The sequence below is a fragment of the Vibrio sp. CUB2 genome (assembly GCF_001557945.1).
Lineage (GTDB): Bacteria > Pseudomonadota > Gammaproteobacteria > Enterobacterales > Vibrionaceae > Vibrio > Vibrio owensii.
On the sequence record NZ_LNRB01000011.1, the window covers coordinates 17,637 to 35,404 of the forward strand.

20 protein-coding genes are annotated in these 17,768 nt (G+C 47.9%); 16 read left to right on the forward strand and 4 right to left on the reverse strand.

The window, feature by feature from the left end; genetic code table 11:
- Window positions 1-3 precede the first annotated feature (3 nt).
- From fliP to lafA, 7 genes are all read left to right on the forward strand, one after another.
- Complete coding sequence (gene fliP, locus ATB78_RS17860; protein WP_061009610.1) at window positions 4-771, forward strand: flagellar type III secretion system pore protein FliP; 768 nt, start codon at window positions 4-6, stop codon at window positions 769-771.
- Window positions 772-783: 12 nt separating this feature from the next.
- Entirely contained in the window at window positions 784-1,053 is a 270-nt protein-coding gene (gene fliQ / locus ATB78_RS17865) for a flagellar biosynthesis protein FliQ (protein ID WP_005375036.1), read from the forward strand.
- Window positions 1,053-1,829, forward strand: coding sequence for a flagellar biosynthetic protein FliR (gene fliR / locus ATB78_RS17870; RefSeq protein WP_061009612.1), 777 nt, complete (start codon window positions 1,053-1,055; stop codon window positions 1,827-1,829). Before fliQ ends, fliR begins: the two co-directional genes overlap by 1 nt.
- On the forward strand, window positions 1,826-2,953 hold the full coding sequence (gene flhB / locus ATB78_RS17875; RefSeq protein WP_061009614.1) for a flagellar biosynthesis protein FlhB: 1,128 nt from the start codon (window positions 1,826-1,828) through the stop codon (window positions 2,951-2,953). The genes fliR and flhB overlap by 4 nt, the downstream gene beginning before the upstream one ends.
- A 31-nt stretch (window positions 2,954-2,984) precedes the next feature.
- Complete coding sequence (gene flhA / locus ATB78_RS17880; protein ID WP_061009616.1) at window positions 2,985-5,075, forward strand: flagellar biosynthesis protein FlhA; 2,091 nt, start codon at window positions 2,985-2,987, stop codon at window positions 5,073-5,075.
- Window positions 5,068-5,865, forward strand: coding sequence for an EAL domain-containing protein (locus ATB78_RS17885; protein ID WP_155647835.1), 798 nt, complete (start codon window positions 5,068-5,070; stop codon window positions 5,863-5,865). Before flhA ends, ATB78_RS17885 begins: the two co-directional genes overlap by 8 nt.
- Before the next feature lie 226 nt (window positions 5,866-6,091).
- Entirely contained in the window at window positions 6,092-6,955 is an 864-nt protein-coding gene (gene lafA / locus ATB78_RS17890; protein WP_061009620.1) for a lateral flagellin LafA, read from the forward strand.
- A 118-nt stretch (window positions 6,956-7,073) separates the two neighbouring features.
- On the opposite strand, the gene ATB78_RS17895 is transcribed toward lafA, so the two are convergent.
- Window positions 7,074-7,361 (reverse strand): hypothetical protein, encoded by a 288-nt coding sequence (locus ATB78_RS17895; protein WP_005435960.1) that lies wholly within the window; start codon window positions 7,359-7,361, stop codon window positions 7,074-7,076.
- Between the two features lie 416 nt (window positions 7,362-7,777).
- On the opposite strand from ATB78_RS17895, the gene fliD reads away from it, so the two are divergent.
- The 9 genes from fliD (at window position 7,778) to ATB78_RS17940 (ending at window position 14,392) form a co-directional block, all read left to right on the forward strand.
- Window positions 7,778-9,115: a flagellar filament capping protein FliD gene (gene fliD / locus ATB78_RS17900; protein WP_061009622.1), complete on the forward strand. Its 1,338-nt coding sequence runs from the start codon at window positions 7,778-7,780 to the stop codon at window positions 9,113-9,115.
- A 19-nt stretch (window positions 9,116-9,134) separates the two neighbouring features.
- Window positions 9,135-9,521, forward strand: coding sequence for a flagellar export chaperone FliS (gene fliS, locus ATB78_RS17905; RefSeq protein ID WP_009705005.1), 387 nt, complete (start codon window positions 9,135-9,137; stop codon window positions 9,519-9,521).
- A complete protein-coding gene (locus ATB78_RS17910) occupies window positions 9,505-9,825 on the forward strand; it encodes a hypothetical protein (RefSeq protein WP_009705006.1) in 321 nt (106 codons plus the stop codon). The genes fliS and ATB78_RS17910 overlap by 17 nt, the downstream gene beginning before the upstream one ends.
- A complete protein-coding gene (locus tag ATB78_RS17915; RefSeq protein ID WP_061009624.1) occupies window positions 9,822-10,883 on the forward strand; it encodes a flagellar hook-length control protein FliK in 1,062 nt (353 codons plus the stop codon). Before ATB78_RS17910 ends, ATB78_RS17915 begins: the two co-directional genes overlap by 4 nt.
- 22 nt (window positions 10,884-10,905) lie before the next feature.
- Window positions 10,906-11,415 (forward strand): flagellar basal body-associated FliL family protein, encoded by a 510-nt coding sequence (locus ATB78_RS17920; protein WP_039840025.1) that lies wholly within the window; start codon window positions 10,906-10,908, stop codon window positions 11,413-11,415.
- A 12-nt stretch (window positions 11,416-11,427) separates the two neighbouring features.
- Window positions 11,428-12,156 carry a FliA/WhiG family RNA polymerase sigma factor gene (locus ATB78_RS17925; RefSeq protein ID WP_061009627.1) on the forward strand — a complete coding sequence of 243 codons (729 nt, stop codon included), beginning with the start codon at window positions 11,428-11,430 and terminating at the stop codon, window positions 12,154-12,156.
- A gap of 10 nt (window positions 12,157-12,166) precedes the next feature.
- A complete protein-coding gene (gene motA / locus ATB78_RS17930) occupies window positions 12,167-13,024 on the forward strand; it encodes a flagellar motor stator protein MotA (RefSeq protein WP_005435952.1) in 858 nt (285 codons plus the stop codon).
- On the forward strand, window positions 13,024-14,016 hold the full coding sequence (locus tag ATB78_RS17935) for a flagellar motor protein MotB (protein ID WP_061009629.1): 993 nt from the start codon (window positions 13,024-13,026) through the stop codon (window positions 14,014-14,016). Before motA ends, ATB78_RS17935 begins: the two co-directional genes overlap by 1 nt.
- 88 nt (window positions 14,017-14,104) lie before the next feature.
- Window positions 14,105-14,392: a hypothetical protein gene (locus ATB78_RS17940; protein WP_005435947.1), complete on the forward strand. Its 288-nt coding sequence runs from the start codon at window positions 14,105-14,107 to the stop codon at window positions 14,390-14,392.
- A gap of 45 nt (window positions 14,393-14,437) precedes the next feature.
- Here the strand turns inward: ATB78_RS17940 and ATB78_RS17945 are convergent, their stop codons facing one another.
- The 3 genes from ATB78_RS17945 to ATB78_RS17955 form a co-directional block, all read right to left on the reverse strand.
- Window positions 14,438-15,013 carry a hypothetical protein gene (locus tag ATB78_RS17945; RefSeq protein ID WP_061009631.1) on the reverse strand — a complete coding sequence of 192 codons (576 nt, stop codon included), beginning with the start codon at window positions 15,011-15,013 and terminating at the stop codon, window positions 14,438-14,440.
- A 153-nt stretch (window positions 15,014-15,166) separates the two neighbouring features.
- A complete protein-coding gene (locus ATB78_RS17950) occupies window positions 15,167-16,606 on the reverse strand; it encodes an aminotransferase class V-fold PLP-dependent enzyme (RefSeq protein WP_041054047.1) in 1,440 nt (479 codons plus the stop codon).
- A 116-nt stretch (window positions 16,607-16,722) separates the two neighbouring features.
- On the reverse strand, window positions 16,723-17,754 hold the full coding sequence (locus tag ATB78_RS17955; protein ID WP_061009633.1) for an AraC family transcriptional regulator: 1,032 nt from the start codon (window positions 17,752-17,754) through the stop codon (window positions 16,723-16,725).
- Window positions 17,755-17,768: the final 14 nt, after the last annotated feature.

The following is a 17,768-nucleotide window of genomic DNA, read 5'->3' on the forward strand; positions in this document are numbered from 1 at the left end:
GCGATGAATGTTCTGGGTACCAGTCAACGTCGATTACCTTTGTTGGTGATTGCATTGCTTGGTTTGCTGTTGTTTACGCTTCCAACCATGGCTGCTGACAACGGTTTAACCATCTTATCCGTTTCCGACGGGGACACGCAGCAAGAGTACAGCGTTAAGCTGCAGATTCTGTTGCTGATGACGGCGCTCAGCTTCTTGCCAGCTTTCATCCTCATGGCCACCAGCTTCACACGTATTATCGTGGTATTGGCGATTCTGCGTCAGGCACTGGGGTTGCAACAAAGCCCGCCAAACCGCGTGTTAGTCGGTATTGCATTGGCATTGACGTTACTGATCATGCGTCCTGTCTGGACCGATATTCACGACAATGCTTTTAAGCCTTATGACAATGGCGAGATCACCTTGATGCAGGCGTTTTCGGTGGCCGAAAAGCCAGTGCGAAACTTTATGTTGGCACAAACCCACCAAAGCTCGCTGGAGCAAATGTTACGCATTGCCAACGAGCCCATCGACCAAAATGTGGAAGACATTTCGTTTGCGGTCGTGTTGCCGGCCTTTGTCATCAGTGAGCTGAAAACCGCATTTCAAATCGGCTTCATGTTGTTTATCCCGTTCCTGATCATCGACCTTGTTGTCGCCAGCGTGTTGATGGCGATGGGTATGATGATGCTGTCACCCCTGATCATTTCTCTACCGTTCAAATTGGTGGTGTTTGTTCTGGTCGACGGTTGGGCAATGACGGTCGGCACACTATCCGCCAGCTTTGGGTAGTGGGAGCGCATCATGACACCGGAACTCACCGTTACCCTATTTTCTGATGCTGTTTGGCTGATCATCTTGATGGTGGCCGTTTTGGTCGTACCGGGTTTAATTGTCGGCCTGTGTATTGCTGTATTCCAGGCTGCTACGCAAATTAACGAGCAAACGCTAAGCTTCCTACCACGTTTGTTGGTCACGCTGCTAATGGTGATTTTTGCAGGTCACTGGATGCTGCGAAAAATCATGGAGCTGTTTGATTTCTTGTTCCACAACATTCCGGGGATGATCGGCTAATGGCGATCACGTTTGCGGAACTGTCCGTGATTCTAGGTCAGCTTTGGTGGCCATTTTTTCGCGTCGGTGCCGTGTTCATTTCCATGCCATTTTTTGGTGACGCGTTGATTCCAGTCTGGGTTCGCAGCTTGCTTGCCCTCTCAATTGTGGTGATCACCGCGCCACTAATGCCACCGATGCCAGAAGTCGAACTGTTCTCAATGACCTCGCTTTTCTTAGCGTTCGAGCAAGCGATATGGGGCCTGATGTTCGGCTTAATCCTGCACATGTTATTCAATGTTTTCACCATGCTCGGCCAGACAATTTCATTGCAAATGGGCTTGGGTATGGCCGTGATGAACGATCCGGTTAACGGCTTGTCCGTGGCGATTCTCGGTCGCATGTTCCTTATCTTCTCAACTTTGCTGTTTCTTGCGCTTGAAGGGCATTTACTCGTTATCGACATCGTCATTCAAAGCTTTGTCGTTTGGCCGGTGGGAGCGGGTATCACCGCCCTGTCTTTGCAAGGCGTCGTGAATATCTTTGGGTGGATGTTTGCTTCTGCGTTGGCTCTCGCGTTGCCAGCTATCGTTTCTATGCTGCTCGCCAACATCAGCTTTGGTGTGATGAACCGAGCAGCGCCCTCTCTAAACGTTTATGCACTGGGCTTCCCGATGACCATGCTGTTAGGTTTGTTCAGCGTGTTGATCTCTGTTTCTGGCGTGCCTAGTCGTTATACCACGTTAGTCCACGACACCATTCGTTTCTTAAATAACTTTATGTTGGGGGGCGCATGAGCGAACAGTCGTCTCAAGACAAAACCGAGAAAGCCTCCCCCCAGAAGGTGAAAAAAGCCCGTCAAGAAGGGCAAATTCCTCGCGCAAAAGAGTTCACTACCGCGGTTATCTTCTTAGCCGTTGCGATGTTTTTCTATTCCCAGCTCAATAGCATTTGGGAGAGCATGTCGGGCGTATTCCGTTACAACATGACCCTGACCAAAGCAGACCTAGAAAACCCAAAACAATTGGTGGAGCACCTTGGTCAGAGCTTGGCGGTGATCATTGAGATGCTACTGCCCCTTTTCACGGTCATCATCATTGTCACCTTTGGCAGCAGCATGGTGTTAGGCGGTTGGATGTTCCGCCCAGCGAACGTGCTACCGAAGCTGAGTAAGCTCAATCCCATTTCGGGCATTAAACGTATTTTCTCCACTCGCTCAGTAGTGGAGTTGGTTAAATCCACCGTCAAAGTATTAGTCATCTTCGGCATTCTTTATGGCTACCTAGACAACCATCTTCAGCCACTGCTTGGCATGCAAAACTTACCACTCAGCCAAGGCTTCTCACTGATCATGTCGATTCTGTTTGAAGGTCTGCTGCTGATGGGCTTTGCCCTGTTGTTGTTCGGGGTGATTGATATCCCATATCAACGTTGGGAGCACCTCAAAGAGCTGCGCATGACCAAACAAGAGCTGAAAGAAGAGTTCAAGAACAACGAGGGGCGACCTGAAGTTAAACAGCGCATTCGCCAAATTCAGCAACAGTTCGCACGGCGAAAAATCGACAAGATGGTGCCCACCGCAGACGTGGTGATCACCAACCCGACCCACTATGCCGTTGCATTGAAATACGAGCCATCCCTGTCCGATGCACCATTTGTCGTGGCAAAAGGCGTCGATGAAACCGCAATGCACATTCAACGCATCGCACGCAAGAACAAAGTCGAGATCATCAACTCGCCGCCGCTGACTCGTTCGATTTATCACACCACGGCGATTGAGCAAGCCATACCAAGCCAGCTCTACATCGCCGTGGCACACATTCTGACTTACGTTTTGCAATTGAAAGCCTTCCGTAAAGGGGATGGAAAAGAGCCAACGCCTTTGCCTCATTTTTCAATTCCAAAGCATTTGCAACACTGATTAACCCGCGTTTACCCAAGGACACCAGAGTATGTTTAACCGGTTAAAACAACTTCAAACTTCCACCAAAGGCTACATTGGCATTCCAATCGTCTTGTTGATGGTGCTGGCGATGGTCATCTTGCCTTTGCCACCCTTGCTATTGGATGCGCTGTTCACCTTCAATATCGTATTAGCCATCTTGGTATTGTTGGTCAGCACCACAGCGAAGCGACCACTCGACTTTTCGATTTTCCCAACCATTCTGTTGGTCGCGACCTTGCTGCGTCTTACTCTGAACGTAGCTTCAACACGTATCGTATTGCTTGAAGGCCACAACGGCGGCGATGCTGCTGGTAAGGTGATTCAAGCCTTCGGTGAAGTGGTAATCGGTGGTAACTACGTGGTCGGTATGGTGGTGTTTATCATCTTGATGATCATTAACTTTGTCGTGATCACCAAAGGTGGCGAACGTATTTCTGAAGTATCAGCACGCTTTACCTTGGATGCGCTACCGGGCAAACAAATGGCCATCGATGCCGACTTAAACGCTGGCTTGATTGACCAAGAAACCGCGCGTCAACGCCGCAAAGAAGTGGCGAACGAAGCGGACTTCCACGGTTCAATGGATGGTGCCTCCAAGTTTGTGCGTGGTGATGCGGTTGCCGGCTTGCTGATCCTGTTCATCAACATCATTGGTGGTATCAGCATTGGTGTATTCGAGCACGGATTGCCTGCATCAGAAGCCTTCAAGACTTATGCCCTACTGACTATCGGTGACGGCTTAGTTGCTCAAATTCCATCACTGTTGCTTGCTACCGCTGCCGCGATTATCGTGACACGTATTAACGACAGCGATAACGGCATGTCGGAAACCATGCACAAGCAGCTGCTTGCAACACCAGCTACCTTGTTTACCGTGGCGGCTATCATGGCTGTTATTGGTATGGTTCCGGGAATGCCTCATCTCGCGTTCTTCACCTTTGCAGCAGTATTGGCATTTGCAGGTTGGCGACAGAGCAAAAAGCCGGTGCAAGATACGCAAATCGACCAAGTAGAAGCACTCTCTCATGCGATGCAGGAAGAAGAAACCGCACTTACTTGGGACGATATTCCTCATGTCCATACCCTGTCTCTGGCGTTGGGCTACCGCTTAGTTCACTTGGTTAACAAAGAGCAAGGTGCACCTTTGGCGCAGCGTATCCGCGGTGTTCGTCGTAATCTCTCCGAACAAGTGGGCTTTCTACTGCCGGAAGTGCGTATCCGCGACAACCTAAGTTTAAAGCCGAACCAATACACCATTGCTCTGAACGGCGAAGTGATTGAACAAGGTTTTATCGAGCCAGAACGTTTGATGGCGATTGCTGTGGGTGAAACCTATGGCGAGGTGGATGGCATTCTTGGCAGTGATCCAGCCTACCAATTGCCTGCGGTTTGGATTGAACATCAAGACAAAGCGAAAGCGCTGAACATGGGCTACCAAGTGGTTGATGATGGCACGGTTATCGCCACACACATCAGCAAAATCATGAAAACCAATTTGGCTGAATTGTTTACCCATGACGATGTTGAAGCCATGACTCAACGTCTCACAGCACAAGCGCCAAAATTGGCCGAAGCCCTAGCCTCTGCACTGACCCCAGCACAGCAACTTAAGGTTTACCGTCAGCTTCTGCTCGACCAAGTCCCGTTGAAAGACATTCGCACCATCGCTAACACCATGTTGGAATCTTCAGAAAACACCAAAGATCCAATTTTACTCGCGGCGGATGTACGCTGTGCACTTAAACGAACCTTGGTTAACTTAGTCGCAGGTCAGAAAAACGAACTGAACGTCTACGCCTTGTCTGATGAACTTGAACAGATGCTAATGACGTCGTTACAACAAGCTCAAGCCGCAGGCGCTGTCATGCTCGATAGCTTCCCAATTGAGCCAAACATTCTTAGCCAGTTCCAACAGAACTTGCCTTTAATTCGTCAGCAGTTGAAGCAACAAGGGCTGCCGCCAATCTTATTGGTCATGCCTCAGCTGCGCCCATTGCTGGCACGATACGCACGTACCTTTACCCAAGGATTGGCGGTACTGTCTTACAATGAAATTCCAGAAAACAAACAGATCAACGTGGTAGGAAACCTTGGTTAATCTCATCTCAACAAAAGCGATGTACGACTATTTGTGCGATCTCGCACTGCAACACATTGTCACGGACGACGACCAACTGGTGTTTGATGCACTTAAACACAATGACATTCAACACGCCTGTCAGGCCATCCGTGAAACCAAAACTGGCGAGGTGGAATACCAACACCTCACTCTACGCTTTGGCCTACGCGGCGAGCAGAGTGTCTATCAGTTTGAACTGTCAGAGCAAATGCAATATTGCTTAGATTTATATAGTTTGTATTTAGCGCTGCGCCAAACACAGTTCCAACTTGAGACCTTTCATCCCGACCTTATCAGCAATGTTGTCGTGCCCATTCGTGTTGACGCTTTGCTGTGGCAGGCAGGCGGCTATTTTTTAAATCAGATGATTCAGTTCCACAAGGCGGCATTTCAGCATGTCGTGCCCTCTTTGCAGGCCGATGAAACCCTGCGCCTGCACGAACGAGTCACCACTTTGGTTGAACAACTGAAAGACAACGCGTATGCCTTATGGTTTGAAATCGCGACCAGCCAATCGCACTTCGAGCGCATTGCTGAGTTTGAACCCGATATGATCAAGCTGTCCGTCACCATGGAAAACAAACAAGATCAGCACGCGTTCCTACCTATAGCGCGCTTTCTGCGTCGTAACCAATTTCCTTGGGTAGCCGGAAGAGTCGCAAGCCAAAATGAACTCAATCGCTACCGCTTACTTGGTGCGAGTTATTACTTCGGCTATTTCAGTGATATTCCCACCTCATTGTCGTTTAAATCGTTCGACGATGAATAAACAGGGGTAACGATAAAGGGCGAGTTCAGCAATAAGAACTCGCCCTTTTTTATGTCTGAACAGCCTTAAAATGCGGGTTTTCTGGAATAGATGTCACCAAAAATCATCAAATTAGGCGATTTCGAAAAAATTTTTAAATTTCCAATTAATCATTAAAACCAACCGACCGCCTCTAGTTAGTGAGCGGGGCGATAGTCCCACATTGAACAATCAAGGAGAACAGATTATGGCTCTATCAATGCACACTAACTACGCTTCGCTGGTTACTCAAAACACGCTAAGCAATACAAACAACATGCTTAACACTTCGATGGAGCGTCTAAGCACGGGTTACCGCATCAACTCAGCAGCTGATGACGCTGCAGGTCTACAAATCGCGAACCGTCTAGAAACTCAATCACGTGGTATGAACGTTGCAATGCGTAACGCACAAGACGGTATGTCTATGCTGCAAACAGCGGAAGGTGCTTTCGATGAAGCAACTAACATTCTGTACCGCATGAACGACCTAGCAACACAAGCAGCGAACGGTACTAACTCTCAAGCAGACCAAACTGCACTTGATAAAGAGTTTGCAGAGCTTGAAACAGAGCTAAACAGCATCATGACTAACACTAAATTTGCTGGCGACGCTTTGTTTGCGACTGGTGGTGTTAAAGGCGGCGGTCTTACTCTTCAAATCGGAGCTTCAGGTGCAGAGACACTAAGCCTAGCAACAACAGTTGACGGTGCAGTTGGTACAGCGTTTGACACTCTTACTACTGGTTTCACTAACTTCAGCGGCGGCGCAGACGTTGCAGCAGACCAAGCAAACGCAAAAACGGCTATGGGTGAAATCCAAACAGCAATCGACGAAGTAGGCGCAGCTCGTGCAGGTATGGGTGCAACAATCAACCGCCTAGACCACACAGTAGTGAACCTAAGCAACATGGTTGAGAACACATCTGCAGCGAAAGGCCGTATCACTGACGCAGACTTTGCAGTTGAATCTTCAAACATGACTAAGAACCAAATGCTAATGCAAGCAGGTACCACAGTTCTTTCTCAAACTAACCAGCTGCCAGGCATGGCAATGTCGCTACTGCGTTAATAGAACCTTTCTATTCGCTAACAACGCGCAAAATTTAGTTCGTCCGAAAGCTCAAAGCCTCCCCTTCATCCGGGAGGCTTTTTCTTTGTCTGCAAAAAAAAGCGTTTGGAAAAGCGTTCTAGCGACGAATGTAGATGGAAGTGGCTTCGTTGGTATGGCTAGCAGGAATACGGAAACCGGCTTTTAGCATGGTGTTGTGCAAAACCTTGTTGAACAGCTCCAACTCGGCAGACTCTACTCCTCGATGAGGTTGATACGCTTTGAGTTCTGGGAATCGAGAGATCGCTTCTATGCGGATGTTCGCCAGTTCTTCGGCATTAATGTTCTGTTTACTGCGTAGTTTAGTGCCAATGAAAGCCTCATACGCACGGGCACACTTCATCAGTCGTAAAACAAATTCATTCATTACTGTCGTTCTTTTTAGTCGAATTGGGGGAATAGCCAGACGTTAGCAACCACAAAAATTGCAGGGGCATAAGATAGCAAACCTTTGCATTCAGACAGGGTCAGAAAAATCTGAATCCTTTAGCAGTAAACGCCGAATTCTGCTCGTTATGCATACAACCCCATAACTCTCCTTTCTTTCCTCCATTGGATTAAATCTTTCAGCCCTTTTGGTCGCCTGTTTTATTTGGGAAACCCCTTTAACCATCAAGGGGAAAGCGGAACCAACAAGGTGGAAAAAGCGCTTCCTCCCAACTAACAAAACATATCGTAAGACACTGTTTTATATAGATATAAATATCAGGCACACATCTTGCGATTGAGTATTTATTACTGGCGCAACAAAAGCCAAATACAGATGAGAGAGGGAGCGACCTCATGAGTTCGTTAGATCCAATTACTATGGCAACCCAGTTCGCCACGTTAGATGTTCAGCCATTTCAACAGCGCTACCAATTACAAGCCGATCGATACCAGGCGCAGCTTACTGCTTTAGGTAAGGTAGAAAGTGCACTGCGTGAGTTCCGCACTGCGGTAAACGAGATGAACAGCAGCACAAACAGCATCATCAAGAATACGGCAACAACCTCTCAAGATGGCTTTTTCACCGCGAGTGCCGATGCGAACGCGTTAGTTGGTAACTACCAGATCTTTGTTGAACAAGTCGCAACGTCACACCAAATCTCTACTGGCATGCCCGCAAATCTAGATGCCTCAACGGAAGTTCCTACTACCGGCACTCTAGAATTCACCATCAACGGCGAAACCATGACGTTAGATATGTCCACGGTAGATACCGACGACGATGGCAAAGCGACCGTGACAGACCTAGTCAGTGCAATCAACAACAACCCTGATAACCCAGGCGTGAATGCCACACTTGTTCGCTCAAACGGGCAAACACACTTCATGCTCTCTAGTACCGAGACAGGCGTGGCAAACACCATCAATGTCAGTGCGACGGGAACAGGGCAAGCTTGGTTTGAAGATGCGTTCACCAACACGACAGAAATCAGCAAACCACAAGACGCTGTTATCTGGCTTGGCGCGGAAGGAACTGGTCTTCAACTCACCAACTCAAGCAATACTTTTGAAGGCGTGATTGATGGCGTCGACATCACCGTCACCAAAGCACAAACCTCAGGAGAAGCGCCGATCTCAATGGAAGTAGGCGCAGATAGCGAGGGGACGAAAGAACAAATCACCAAGTTTGTCGATACCTATAACGCATTGATTTCGACCTTAGATGAATACACTCAAATCGGCGGTGAAGACCAAGCTCGTGGCGTGCTCGCCAGTGACCCTACCTTGCGCTCTATTGAGAGCCAATTGAATACGCTCGTTCGTGGTGAGCATGGTGGTATGCGTTTAAGTGAAGTCGGCATCACTATTGATCGTGACGGCAAAATGAAAGTCGATCAGGATAAGTTTGCCGAAGCACAGAAGAACAACAGTGCCGCACTAGAAACCATGTTTAACGGTGATGGCGCCCTGCTCGACTCTCTTGATGACATGGCAGAACCGTTCTTGAAGTTCTCTACAGGTACGTTCAATTCTCGCAAAGATGCGCTGCAAGCCAACTTAGACCGAATTGACGACAAGCAAACCTCTTTACAGCGTAAGTACGAGATGTCGTACAACCGCTACCTCACCCAGTTTACTCAAATGAACACCTTAATGACGCAAATGAACCAAACCATGTCGATGTTTGGTTAAGGCTTTAGGAGAAGTACTCATGCTAATGGATTCCGGCTACGACTCATACCAACAGGTCGATCTTGATGCTCAAGCAGCATCAGCCAACCCACACCAACTCGTCGTCATGCTGATCGATGGGTTACTCGATGAAATTGAGCGTATTCGTGGCCACCTTGCCGCGAGCCGCCTAGAAGCAAAAGGCGTCAGCATTAACAAGTGCATGAACATCCTTATCGGCTTAAGCAGTGCGTTAGATGACGAAAACGGCGGCGAAATCGCGGAAAACTTACGCCAACTCTATGACTTCTGCCAAATCGAGTTGTATTACGCCAGCACACAGAACGACGCAGCACGTTTAGACAACGTAGAGCGCGTGATGGGTAACGTACGAGAAGGATGGATGAATTTTGGACAGCAAGCATAAAGTGTCGCCAGAGCGATTTCGCCACTTGTCAAAACTGATCCAAATCGCGACTAAAACGGCCGATTGGCAAGCGCTTAAACGCTACGACTTACAGTTGCGTGAACTGCTGATCAGCCATAAGCCATTTTTGAAAGATCCGAAACTCGCACCGGAAATTCAGCGAGCAAAAGCCGTACATGCGTGCGCGTTCACGGCATTGGAAAAAGCCACCAGCGAGCTAAAACAAGAGATGAATATGGTGAACGATCAACAAGAACGTGCCATGGCTTATCAGCTCGCGATGACGATGGAGCTAACGCAATGATGGTAACCAATTCAGTGCCTGCAAATGCGCCTTCTCAGTCGTCATCGTCGGGCAAAATCTCACAAGCGCGTTCAGAACAAGGCTTTTCGCAAACCGATGCAACCTCGGTAAATCAACAGGGCCAAACCAACGCACCTCTTGTGGTGGCAGGGTTTCGTTTAAATGCGCAAGCCTTACCGACGCAAGCTACCCAACTAGAAGCTGACACACCGGAACTCAATGCTGAAATCAGCTCAGATGAGGCATTACTGAGTGCGGTTCCTGCTACCACGGATCTCGCCACTCAAGCGCAAGCCCTCATCCAAGGAATGAGCAAAACCGCGCTTAAGCAAGGCGAAACCAACCAACTTGCGCAAGTATCGGCAGGCCAGGCGTCTCAAAATACAAATGTCGGAAGCCAAGCAAACCCAATGCTTAACGCCACAGTGCAACAGAGCCCAAACGCCCCTCAAACCAGCTCAACAAGCGCACTAAAGGTGTCGGCTTCGGACTTGCAAACTCTGCTTAATCAACCCGCTCAAGGGCAAGTGCTAGTGGCCAGCTCACAAGTGCAAACAACAACAGGGACAGTGCCGCATTCGAACCCAACCTCACCACTGACAGCGACTCAAGCTCAAGGCGCGGAGTGGGCGGCCGTCCGTGTGGATACCAGTTCTGGTAAATGGGGCGAGCAGATGATGCAAGTGCTGCAAGACCGCGTGACTTTGCAGGCTCAGCAAAACCTACAAGAAGCCAAAATCCGTCTCGACCCACCAGAGCTGGGCAAGTTGGATTTGCTGGTACGCGTGGAAGGTGACCGCCTGAGCGTGCAAATCAACGCCAATACTGCCGCAACTCGTGAAGCCTTGATGCAAGTGTCTGAGCGCCTTCGCACCGAGCTTCAAGAGCAAAACTTTGTGCATGTAGATGTCAACGTAGGTTCGGACCAAGGTCAAGAAAGACAAGCACATGATGGCGCTCAAGAAGAGGCAAACATCTTCGCTGCGCGTGAAACCAACGCATTTCAAACACATACAACAACAAACTATTCAGAGCATTGGCTGAACACCCAAGCCTAATTAATCATCGAGGAAAAAGGTTATGACCAAACAACAAATGATCGCCCTGTTTATCGCCATGATCATCACCAGTGCCCTCGTTTCCGCTGCCACTGTGGTAGGCGGTATTTGGTACCTCAACAAAAGTTCGGAGTCTTCTTCATCTGAATCGAGCGTGAGCACTTTCTTAGAAGATTCTCCGCTGGCTTTCTTAACTGCTGAGCAACCGACGACGAAAGGCCCAAGCTTTCATCCATTAGACAAAGTAGTTCTGACCATCAAAGGCAAAAAGCAGACGCACTTTGTAATGCTTGAGCTTGCCGTAGAAACACGCCGTCCAGAACGCATGAAGAACATCGATGCTTACATGCCAATGGTGCAAAACTCGCTGCTAAAACTGTTCAGTGACAAAACCTTTGATGAGCTACAGCAAACGGGTGCTATCGATATTCTGCAAAGCGAAGTGAAAGAAACTCTACTGCTGGCCTTTGCAAAAACCGACATCGTTCGCGATATCGATGATGTTCTGCTGACCAAATACGTTGTGCAATAACGGAGCACAGCTATGTTGGAGATGAACTTACAGGAAAGTTATACCGTGGCGGAGGAAGTGAATACTCCGTCTCGCCCGATTGATGAAAACGCCTTGTTGCAACGTCATCAAGTCATGGTTAAACGCGTGGTCAACCAGCTGCGCGTTCACGCGACCTCTCATTGCAGTATTGAAGACATGCAGCAAATTGGTTTGATAGCGCTTGTCGAAGCCGGGCGTCGCTATGGGGATGTGGATGACCCACACTTCCCCGCTTTTGCTGTTTGTCGTGTTCGTGGCGCGATTTTGGACGAGCTTCGCCGTTTGGATTGGCGTTCTCGTAAAACCCGCCAACAAGCGCATGAGTTGAACGACGTAACCCGAGATCTCACTCGTACACTGGGCAGAATGCCGAGCGATGCTGAAATCATTAAAGCGCTTGGCACTGACGAACAAGACTTCTACAACCGTCAAAATGCAGCGCTGGCGGGCGAAATGCAAAGCCTTGATCAACTGATGGAAACAGGTGGAGACAGTCACTTCGGCGGCCAATACGACGGCATGGAGCATGAACACATTCGTCGTAGTTTAGACACCGCACTTGGCAAAATGTCGAAGCGCGATCAGCTCTTGCTCACCTTGTTCTATCAACACGAACTCAACCTCCATGAAATCGCGCTCGTGCTCGACCTGACACCACCTCGCATCTGTCAGTTGCACAAACAAGCGCTTAAACAACTCAACCAATTAATGTCCTCTTAGGAGTCACAAGATGCAAAAGTTTTTTGGAGCCATTACCGTACTGATGTGTGTCTTCGGCGGATACATGTGGGCAGGCGGTAACCTCGGTGCAATTTGGCAGCCAGCCGAGTTTTTGATCATCATTGGTGCGGCCGCAGGCTCACTGATCATCGGTAACCCGCCACAAGTGCTAAAAGAAATGCGCCAACAAGTGCGTGCGACCATCTCTGGCCCACGTGAAGAGTATGAGTACTACATGGAGCTGATGGCACTGCTGAACAACTTGCTTGAAACAGCACGCAGCCGTGGCTTTAAGTTTCTTGATTCTCACATTGAATCACCAGAGCAGAGCTCTATTTTCCTTGCTTACCCACAAGTCAGTAACGATCACCGTCTTATTTCTTTCATTACCGACAATTTACGTTTAATGGCAATGGGACAAATGTCGCCTCATGAATTAGAGGGACTGTTAGAACAAGAAATCGAAGCGATTCAAACCGAGATGCTTTTGCCTTCACGCTCCATGCAGCGCACGGCAGAGGCTCTTCCAGGGTTCGGTATTCTTGCGGCAGTCGGTGGCATCATCATCACCATGCAAGCCATTGATGGCTCAATTGCGTTAATTGGTTACCACGTTGCCGCTGCCCTTGTTGGTACATTCATTGGTATTTTCGGTTGTTACTGTTGTTTAGATCCACTCAGTAACGCCATGGCTCAACGAGTTAGACGAAACATGACGGCTTTCGAGTGTGTACGCGCCACTTTGGTTGCTTACGTTGCGAAAAAGCCAACCTTGCTCGCTATCGACGCTGGCCGTAAACACATTCAGTTAGACATCAAACCAACTTTCAACCAAATGGAGAAGTGGCTCGCTGAACAGGAGGGATAATGCAAAAACAAGAGCATGTGGTGTTCAAACGCGCAAAAGCACATAACCATGACGAGTTTCATGGTGGCGCGTGGAAGGTCGCATTTGCCGACTTCATGATCGCGTTAATGGCGCTGTTTCTTGTCCTTTGGGTCATGCAAGTGGTCGACAAGGAAGAGCGCAAAGCCATTGTGGCGCACCTTCATAGTTCGAGCGTTTTTGATAAAAGCTACGGCAACCCTTTCGATACCTCACAAAGTATCTCTCCTATCGACTTGGCACAGGACTCTTCTGTGCCAAGTAAACACAACTCCAACCATGTCGTCAGCTCGTTCTTCCAAGGTGACGGCGATGGTCCAGAGATTGACTCACTTATCCCGGGCAATTTCGACACCCAAGAGCAACTTGCTCTGCTGGCTAAAGTGATTGATGAAGTCGTCGGGCAAATCAGCGCGCAAGGTAACGTTAATGTCACCATCACACCGCAAGGTCTGCGCATTGTTTTGCAAGATGACTACAAGCAACACATGTTCAGCCGTGGCGGCGCTGAGTTGACCCCTTTCTTTGAAGACTTATTACTTGCGCTTGCTCCCGTATTTGAACGCATCAGCAATCCATTGATCATCAGTGGCCATACTGACTCGACGCCATTCAAGAAGCGTTTTGGTCGACAATCGAACTGGGCGTTGTCCGCCTCTCGTGCTGATGTGGCAAGAAATACCTTGGTGGAAGGCGGCATGCCAGATGATCGCGTTATGCAAGTGACGGGGATGTCGGATCGGGCGCTACTGAACCCTGAAGAGCCTGACTCTAGCGAAAACCGTCGAATCGAGTTGTTTATTCTGACTACGCCAGCGGCGCAAGTTTTGGAAACCTTCTTTGGCAATCAAGAAGGCAGTGAGTTACAAAAAGCCAAGCAACAAGCGGAATTTAATCAGCCCGTCGTTAGGCAAGAAGTGATTCGTTACTCGGTCGAACCGAGCGACCAAAAAGCTCAGATTCAAGACCTCTAACCCCCTAAAAGGTCACCAGTTTCTACCCTCTGCGTGACCTTTTATTCCCAACGATAATATTGCTGAAATTTGTTTAGTTGAGTTCGATATGCCCGTACCCGCGCCCAATAAATCAAAAAATGACTCGCTTAAAAAAGCCTTTCTCTGGCTGATCATTTTCGACTACCTATTGCTGGCGTTTTTTCTCACTCAGTTATCAAGCCTCAATCTCAACAGCGGCACCATGATTAGCTTGTTGCTCGTGCTCTATAACATCTTACTGGTCTCTTTTTGCTACCAGCGCACCAGCAACCACGATTCTTACATCATCTACCCAGTGCTTTCAGCAACGCTACTGGCGTTCGTCTGCTTTCTGTATTTTTTCTTTTTGGTGTGATTTCAGGGATTATGCGATTGCACTGATACCCTCCTCGCAGAAACGCTAGCTTAAGGGCACCATCTGCACATTTTTTATTGAACGACTATTTATTAGCGGCATTGCACAACTGGTGATGGTTCCAACCTCAATACGACTGGTTTTTGAATAGACAGTCAGTACGTCAAGGCAAGCTTCTTTATGCTCTTCTAACGATGGATTAGCCGTGATAAAAGACCGAATCTTGTCCACATAAACTGGAGGATCCAAGTACAAGTCTTCTAACTTCCTTCTACCGATGTAAGTGTGTTGGTTTTCACCATCAACAGGAAAAGAAACACCTTTCTGTCTGCGTTTTAGATGATAATTGCAATTGTTGCAGCTCGTCACCTGAGCGAGGGTCAAGTTATTTTCTTTATCTTTAAACACTTTGATATTGGTTTGAGTTTGATTAAGGGCAGTACCACTTTTTGTGTCGGCTTTTGAGTATTCAATCTGTCCGACCAAGCGGGCTTTTTTGCTGACTAAGAAAGCCGTATCAACTCCTGAGGCACTAATAAGGTGACTGTCGACAGGCGTGGCGCTAGAACATCCATTGAGAATAGCTAATCCAAAGAGAAGAGTGAGTAGTTTTGATTTCATATCTGAATCCTTATTTAATGAGATAAGTGACTCAAACAGAATAAGTAAACCCATACAGAATTAATTGTCATTGTATGCCTAAGTACATTGAGCAGACATAAAAAAAACCCAGTATCAAACTGGGCTTATATTCAATTTTCGCGTTCGAAGACGTTACTCAGCCTCCATGCGTTGCTTCTCTTGCACATATGCTTTCACGATTTTCTCTGCGGATAGGTCGATATCTTCAAGAGAAGTGTGACAACTTAGTACTGAGAACAACATGGTTTTCAGCCCTTTGTAACCCGAAGTTGAAGGGTAAAGCGTTCCTTCTTGCTGCAGTCTATGGACTACTCGTGCTGTCAGTTCGTTACGATACGACTCATCCCCTTCACCAAACTGTGCGGAGAAACGGTTGGACACAACATCATTCAAAATAGTAATGCCATCTACCGTTGAAAGCCGCTCTGCCATATGTTGAGCAAGCGAAGTACAACGATCAACATGCTCTTCAATACCCTGTTTGCCAAGCGATTTAAACGCAGCGTAGACAGGTACACCACGTGCACGACGCGAAGCTCCAATGCCAAAATTAATGGCATTGCGATCTGGTTTATCCATCGCATCGTTCAGGTAATCCCCCATATTGCTGCCTCCCATCGCTTGAGCCAGCAAACCTGCATCCTTCACAATGACCATGCCCGAGTCATAAGGCATGTTGAACCACTTATGACCATCCGTATCGATGGAATCGACTCTTTCAATACCATCAAGAAGGTAACGATGTGTTGCACTTGCAGCCGCCCACAAACCAATCGCACCATCAACGTGTAGCCATGCATTACCATGCGCAGCGACAGCGTCAGCAAGCGCGTGGAAAGGATCGAAAGCGCCAGAGTCGATACAGCCCGCTTGCGCACAAACTAAAGTTGGTCCTTCAAGCGCGGTGATCGTTTCCATTAAGTTGTCTGGAATAATGCGTAAGTTGTTGTCTGTCGGCACCTTAACAATGTTTTCCAAACCAATACCGATCATTGAAAGAGCACGCTTAATCGTTGAGTGAATTTGGTCACTTACAACCACATTAATGCGCGGCGCACCATACATACCTTGGACAGCTACATCCCAACCTGCACGTTGCAATAGCGCATTACGAGCAGTGATAAGGCTGGTGTAAATTGCTTCTTGCGCGCCAGAGGTAAAGCCAATGCCAGAGTTAGGCGCTAAACCGAGTAGTTGAGTCATCCATTCAGCAGCCGTCTCTTCAACCACTGATAACGCAGGGCTAGCAACGTAATACGGTACGTTTTGGTCCCACGCGCTTACTAGCCAATCTGCTGCTAATGATGCAGGGAAAGAACTACCAATTGCATAACCAAAGAAACGAGGACCACCTGTTGCAATCAGACCGGCATCGACGTTCTTAACCATCTCATCAATCACTGTAGATGGCTCTGTTGGCGTAGTTGGCAGCGCGCCACCAATCGCATTTCTTAGTTCCTGGGATGTCACACATTTGTCGACAGGTCGTTCATTTAATGACTCTAAGTACTCGACAGCGTGCTCGAAGGATTGGGTAAGCGGTGAACGGTACTCATTGAATCTATGGGACATATTCGTTTCTCTCTCTTTAGTTTCGATGCCCTTAATCTTATTGATTGAGAGAAATATAAATTGTCATCCTGTGCCATCAAATGGAACAAGTTGTGGCAGTGATGAAACGCAGCACCTCAAATGATGACTATGTCTGACGCCGAAGAGTTAAGCTTTCGATAAGCTGAAGGGGTCATGCCCACTCTTCGACGAATAAATCGAGTAAAGTTCGCTGTATCGGCATAACCCAAAGAAGATGCGATAGCCGTAATAGACAGGCGAGAGTTTCTCAATAATTGCAGACTTCTCTCCAATAGCAGCTCTTCAACAATCTGACTATAGGTCACTCCTTCCTTGTGCAAGCGTCGTTGTAGGGTCCGTTTCGGAATCCCCAGAATACGTTCCGCATCGAGAATAGAAAGTCGGCCACAAGAGATATAAGGCTGAATTGCAGATCGAAACGAGGAAAGAAAAGACGCCGGGACCTCACAAAGCGTAACTACCCTCTCCTGTCGTTGTCTTTTGGGCATAAAAATCGCTTTGTTCAGGTTCGCATCATCAAGCTGAATACCGGTTGCGGCACGATTGGTATAAAACTGAATATGCAGGAGTTGCGGACAGGTGAAAAACGGCTCCATCTCAGTACTTTTCAAACTCACATTCATGGTTTTTTGACGAGAGTTTGCAAGTGCGGCGACTAATTCATCCATAAAGATGATACTGAACACCTCCGCATACTTGTACCAAGGCTCATTTTCCCCCTCTTTATACCGCGCAAACCAAGTATGATGATGGTATCTCTCAAGACAGAATTGAGCATTGTTGGAGTATTGTCGGATGAATCGACAGAAGGCCTCAATGGCGTCAGCCACTGTCATGCTTGGTACGAGATGTAAGTTCTCCAATACCTTTGGTATATAGAGCTCTCGGCACTTAGTCCAAATCGTAAGGATAAAATCTTCTGTCGTGCAAGACTCTCCAAATGTCAAAATGAGATTTTTTAATGTCGTTTCAGGTAGGAACTCGAACTCTCTTTTTTGAACGTCATCTGGGGCTCCGGTTACTTGAATCAATTGATGAGTATCAATATCAAGCTCTTTGAAAAGCTCACCTAGGCCATGGGTACATGTCGCCCTGACTAACGGAACGCCCTTGAATGAACCCACCATCACCTATCTCCTTA

Excerpts from the sequence above, each read along its gene's own strand:
- ATB78_RS17945 (WP_061009631.1), bottom strand. The coding sequence starts at position 15,013 with ATGAAATCAAAACTACTCACTCTTCTCTTTGGATTAGCTATTCTCAAT.
- fliR (WP_061009612.1), top strand. The coding sequence starts at position 1,053 with ATGGCGATCACGTTTGCGGAACTGTCCGTGATTCTAGGTCAGCTTTGG.
- fliP (WP_061009610.1), top strand. The coding sequence starts at position 4 with ATGAATGTTCTGGGTACCAGTCAACGTCGATTACCTTTGTTGGTGATT.
- flhB (WP_061009614.1), top strand. The coding sequence starts at position 1,826 with ATGAGCGAACAGTCGTCTCAAGACAAAACCGAGAAAGCCTCCCCCCAG.
- ATB78_RS17915 (WP_061009624.1), top strand. The coding sequence starts at position 9,822 with ATGATGGTAACCAATTCAGTGCCTGCAAATGCGCCTTCTCAGTCGTCA.
- ATB78_RS17925 (WP_061009627.1), top strand. The coding sequence starts at position 11,428 with ATGTTGGAGATGAACTTACAGGAAAGTTATACCGTGGCGGAGGAAGTG.
- motA (WP_005435952.1), top strand. The coding sequence starts at position 12,167 with ATGCAAAAGTTTTTTGGAGCCATTACCGTACTGATGTGTGTCTTCGGC.
- fliD (WP_061009622.1), top strand. The coding sequence starts at position 7,778 with ATGAGTTCGTTAGATCCAATTACTATGGCAACCCAGTTCGCCACGTTA.
- ATB78_RS17940 (WP_005435947.1), top strand. The coding sequence starts at position 14,105 with ATGCCCGTACCCGCGCCCAATAAATCAAAAAATGACTCGCTTAAAAAA.
- ATB78_RS17895 (WP_005435960.1), bottom strand. The coding sequence starts at position 7,361 with ATGAATGAATTTGTTTTACGACTGATGAAGTGTGCCCGTGCGTATGAG.
- flhA (WP_061009616.1), top strand. The coding sequence starts at position 2,985 with ATGTTTAACCGGTTAAAACAACTTCAAACTTCCACCAAAGGCTACATT.
- fliQ (WP_005375036.1), top strand. The coding sequence starts at position 784 with ATGACACCGGAACTCACCGTTACCCTATTTTCTGATGCTGTTTGGCTG.
- ATB78_RS17935 (WP_061009629.1), top strand. The coding sequence starts at position 13,024 with ATGCAAAAACAAGAGCATGTGGTGTTCAAACGCGCAAAAGCACATAAC.
- lafA (WP_061009620.1), top strand. The coding sequence starts at position 6,092 with ATGGCTCTATCAATGCACACTAACTACGCTTCGCTGGTTACTCAAAAC.
- ATB78_RS17955 (WP_061009633.1), bottom strand. The coding sequence starts at position 17,754 with ATGGTGGGTTCATTCAAGGGCGTTCCGTTAGTCAGGGCGACATGTACC.
- ATB78_RS17950 (WP_041054047.1), bottom strand. The coding sequence starts at position 16,606 with ATGTCCCATAGATTCAATGAGTACCGTTCACCGCTTACCCAATCCTTC.
- fliS (WP_009705005.1), top strand. The coding sequence starts at position 9,135 with ATGCTAATGGATTCCGGCTACGACTCATACCAACAGGTCGATCTTGAT.
- ATB78_RS17920 (WP_039840025.1), top strand. The coding sequence starts at position 10,906 with ATGACCAAACAACAAATGATCGCCCTGTTTATCGCCATGATCATCACC.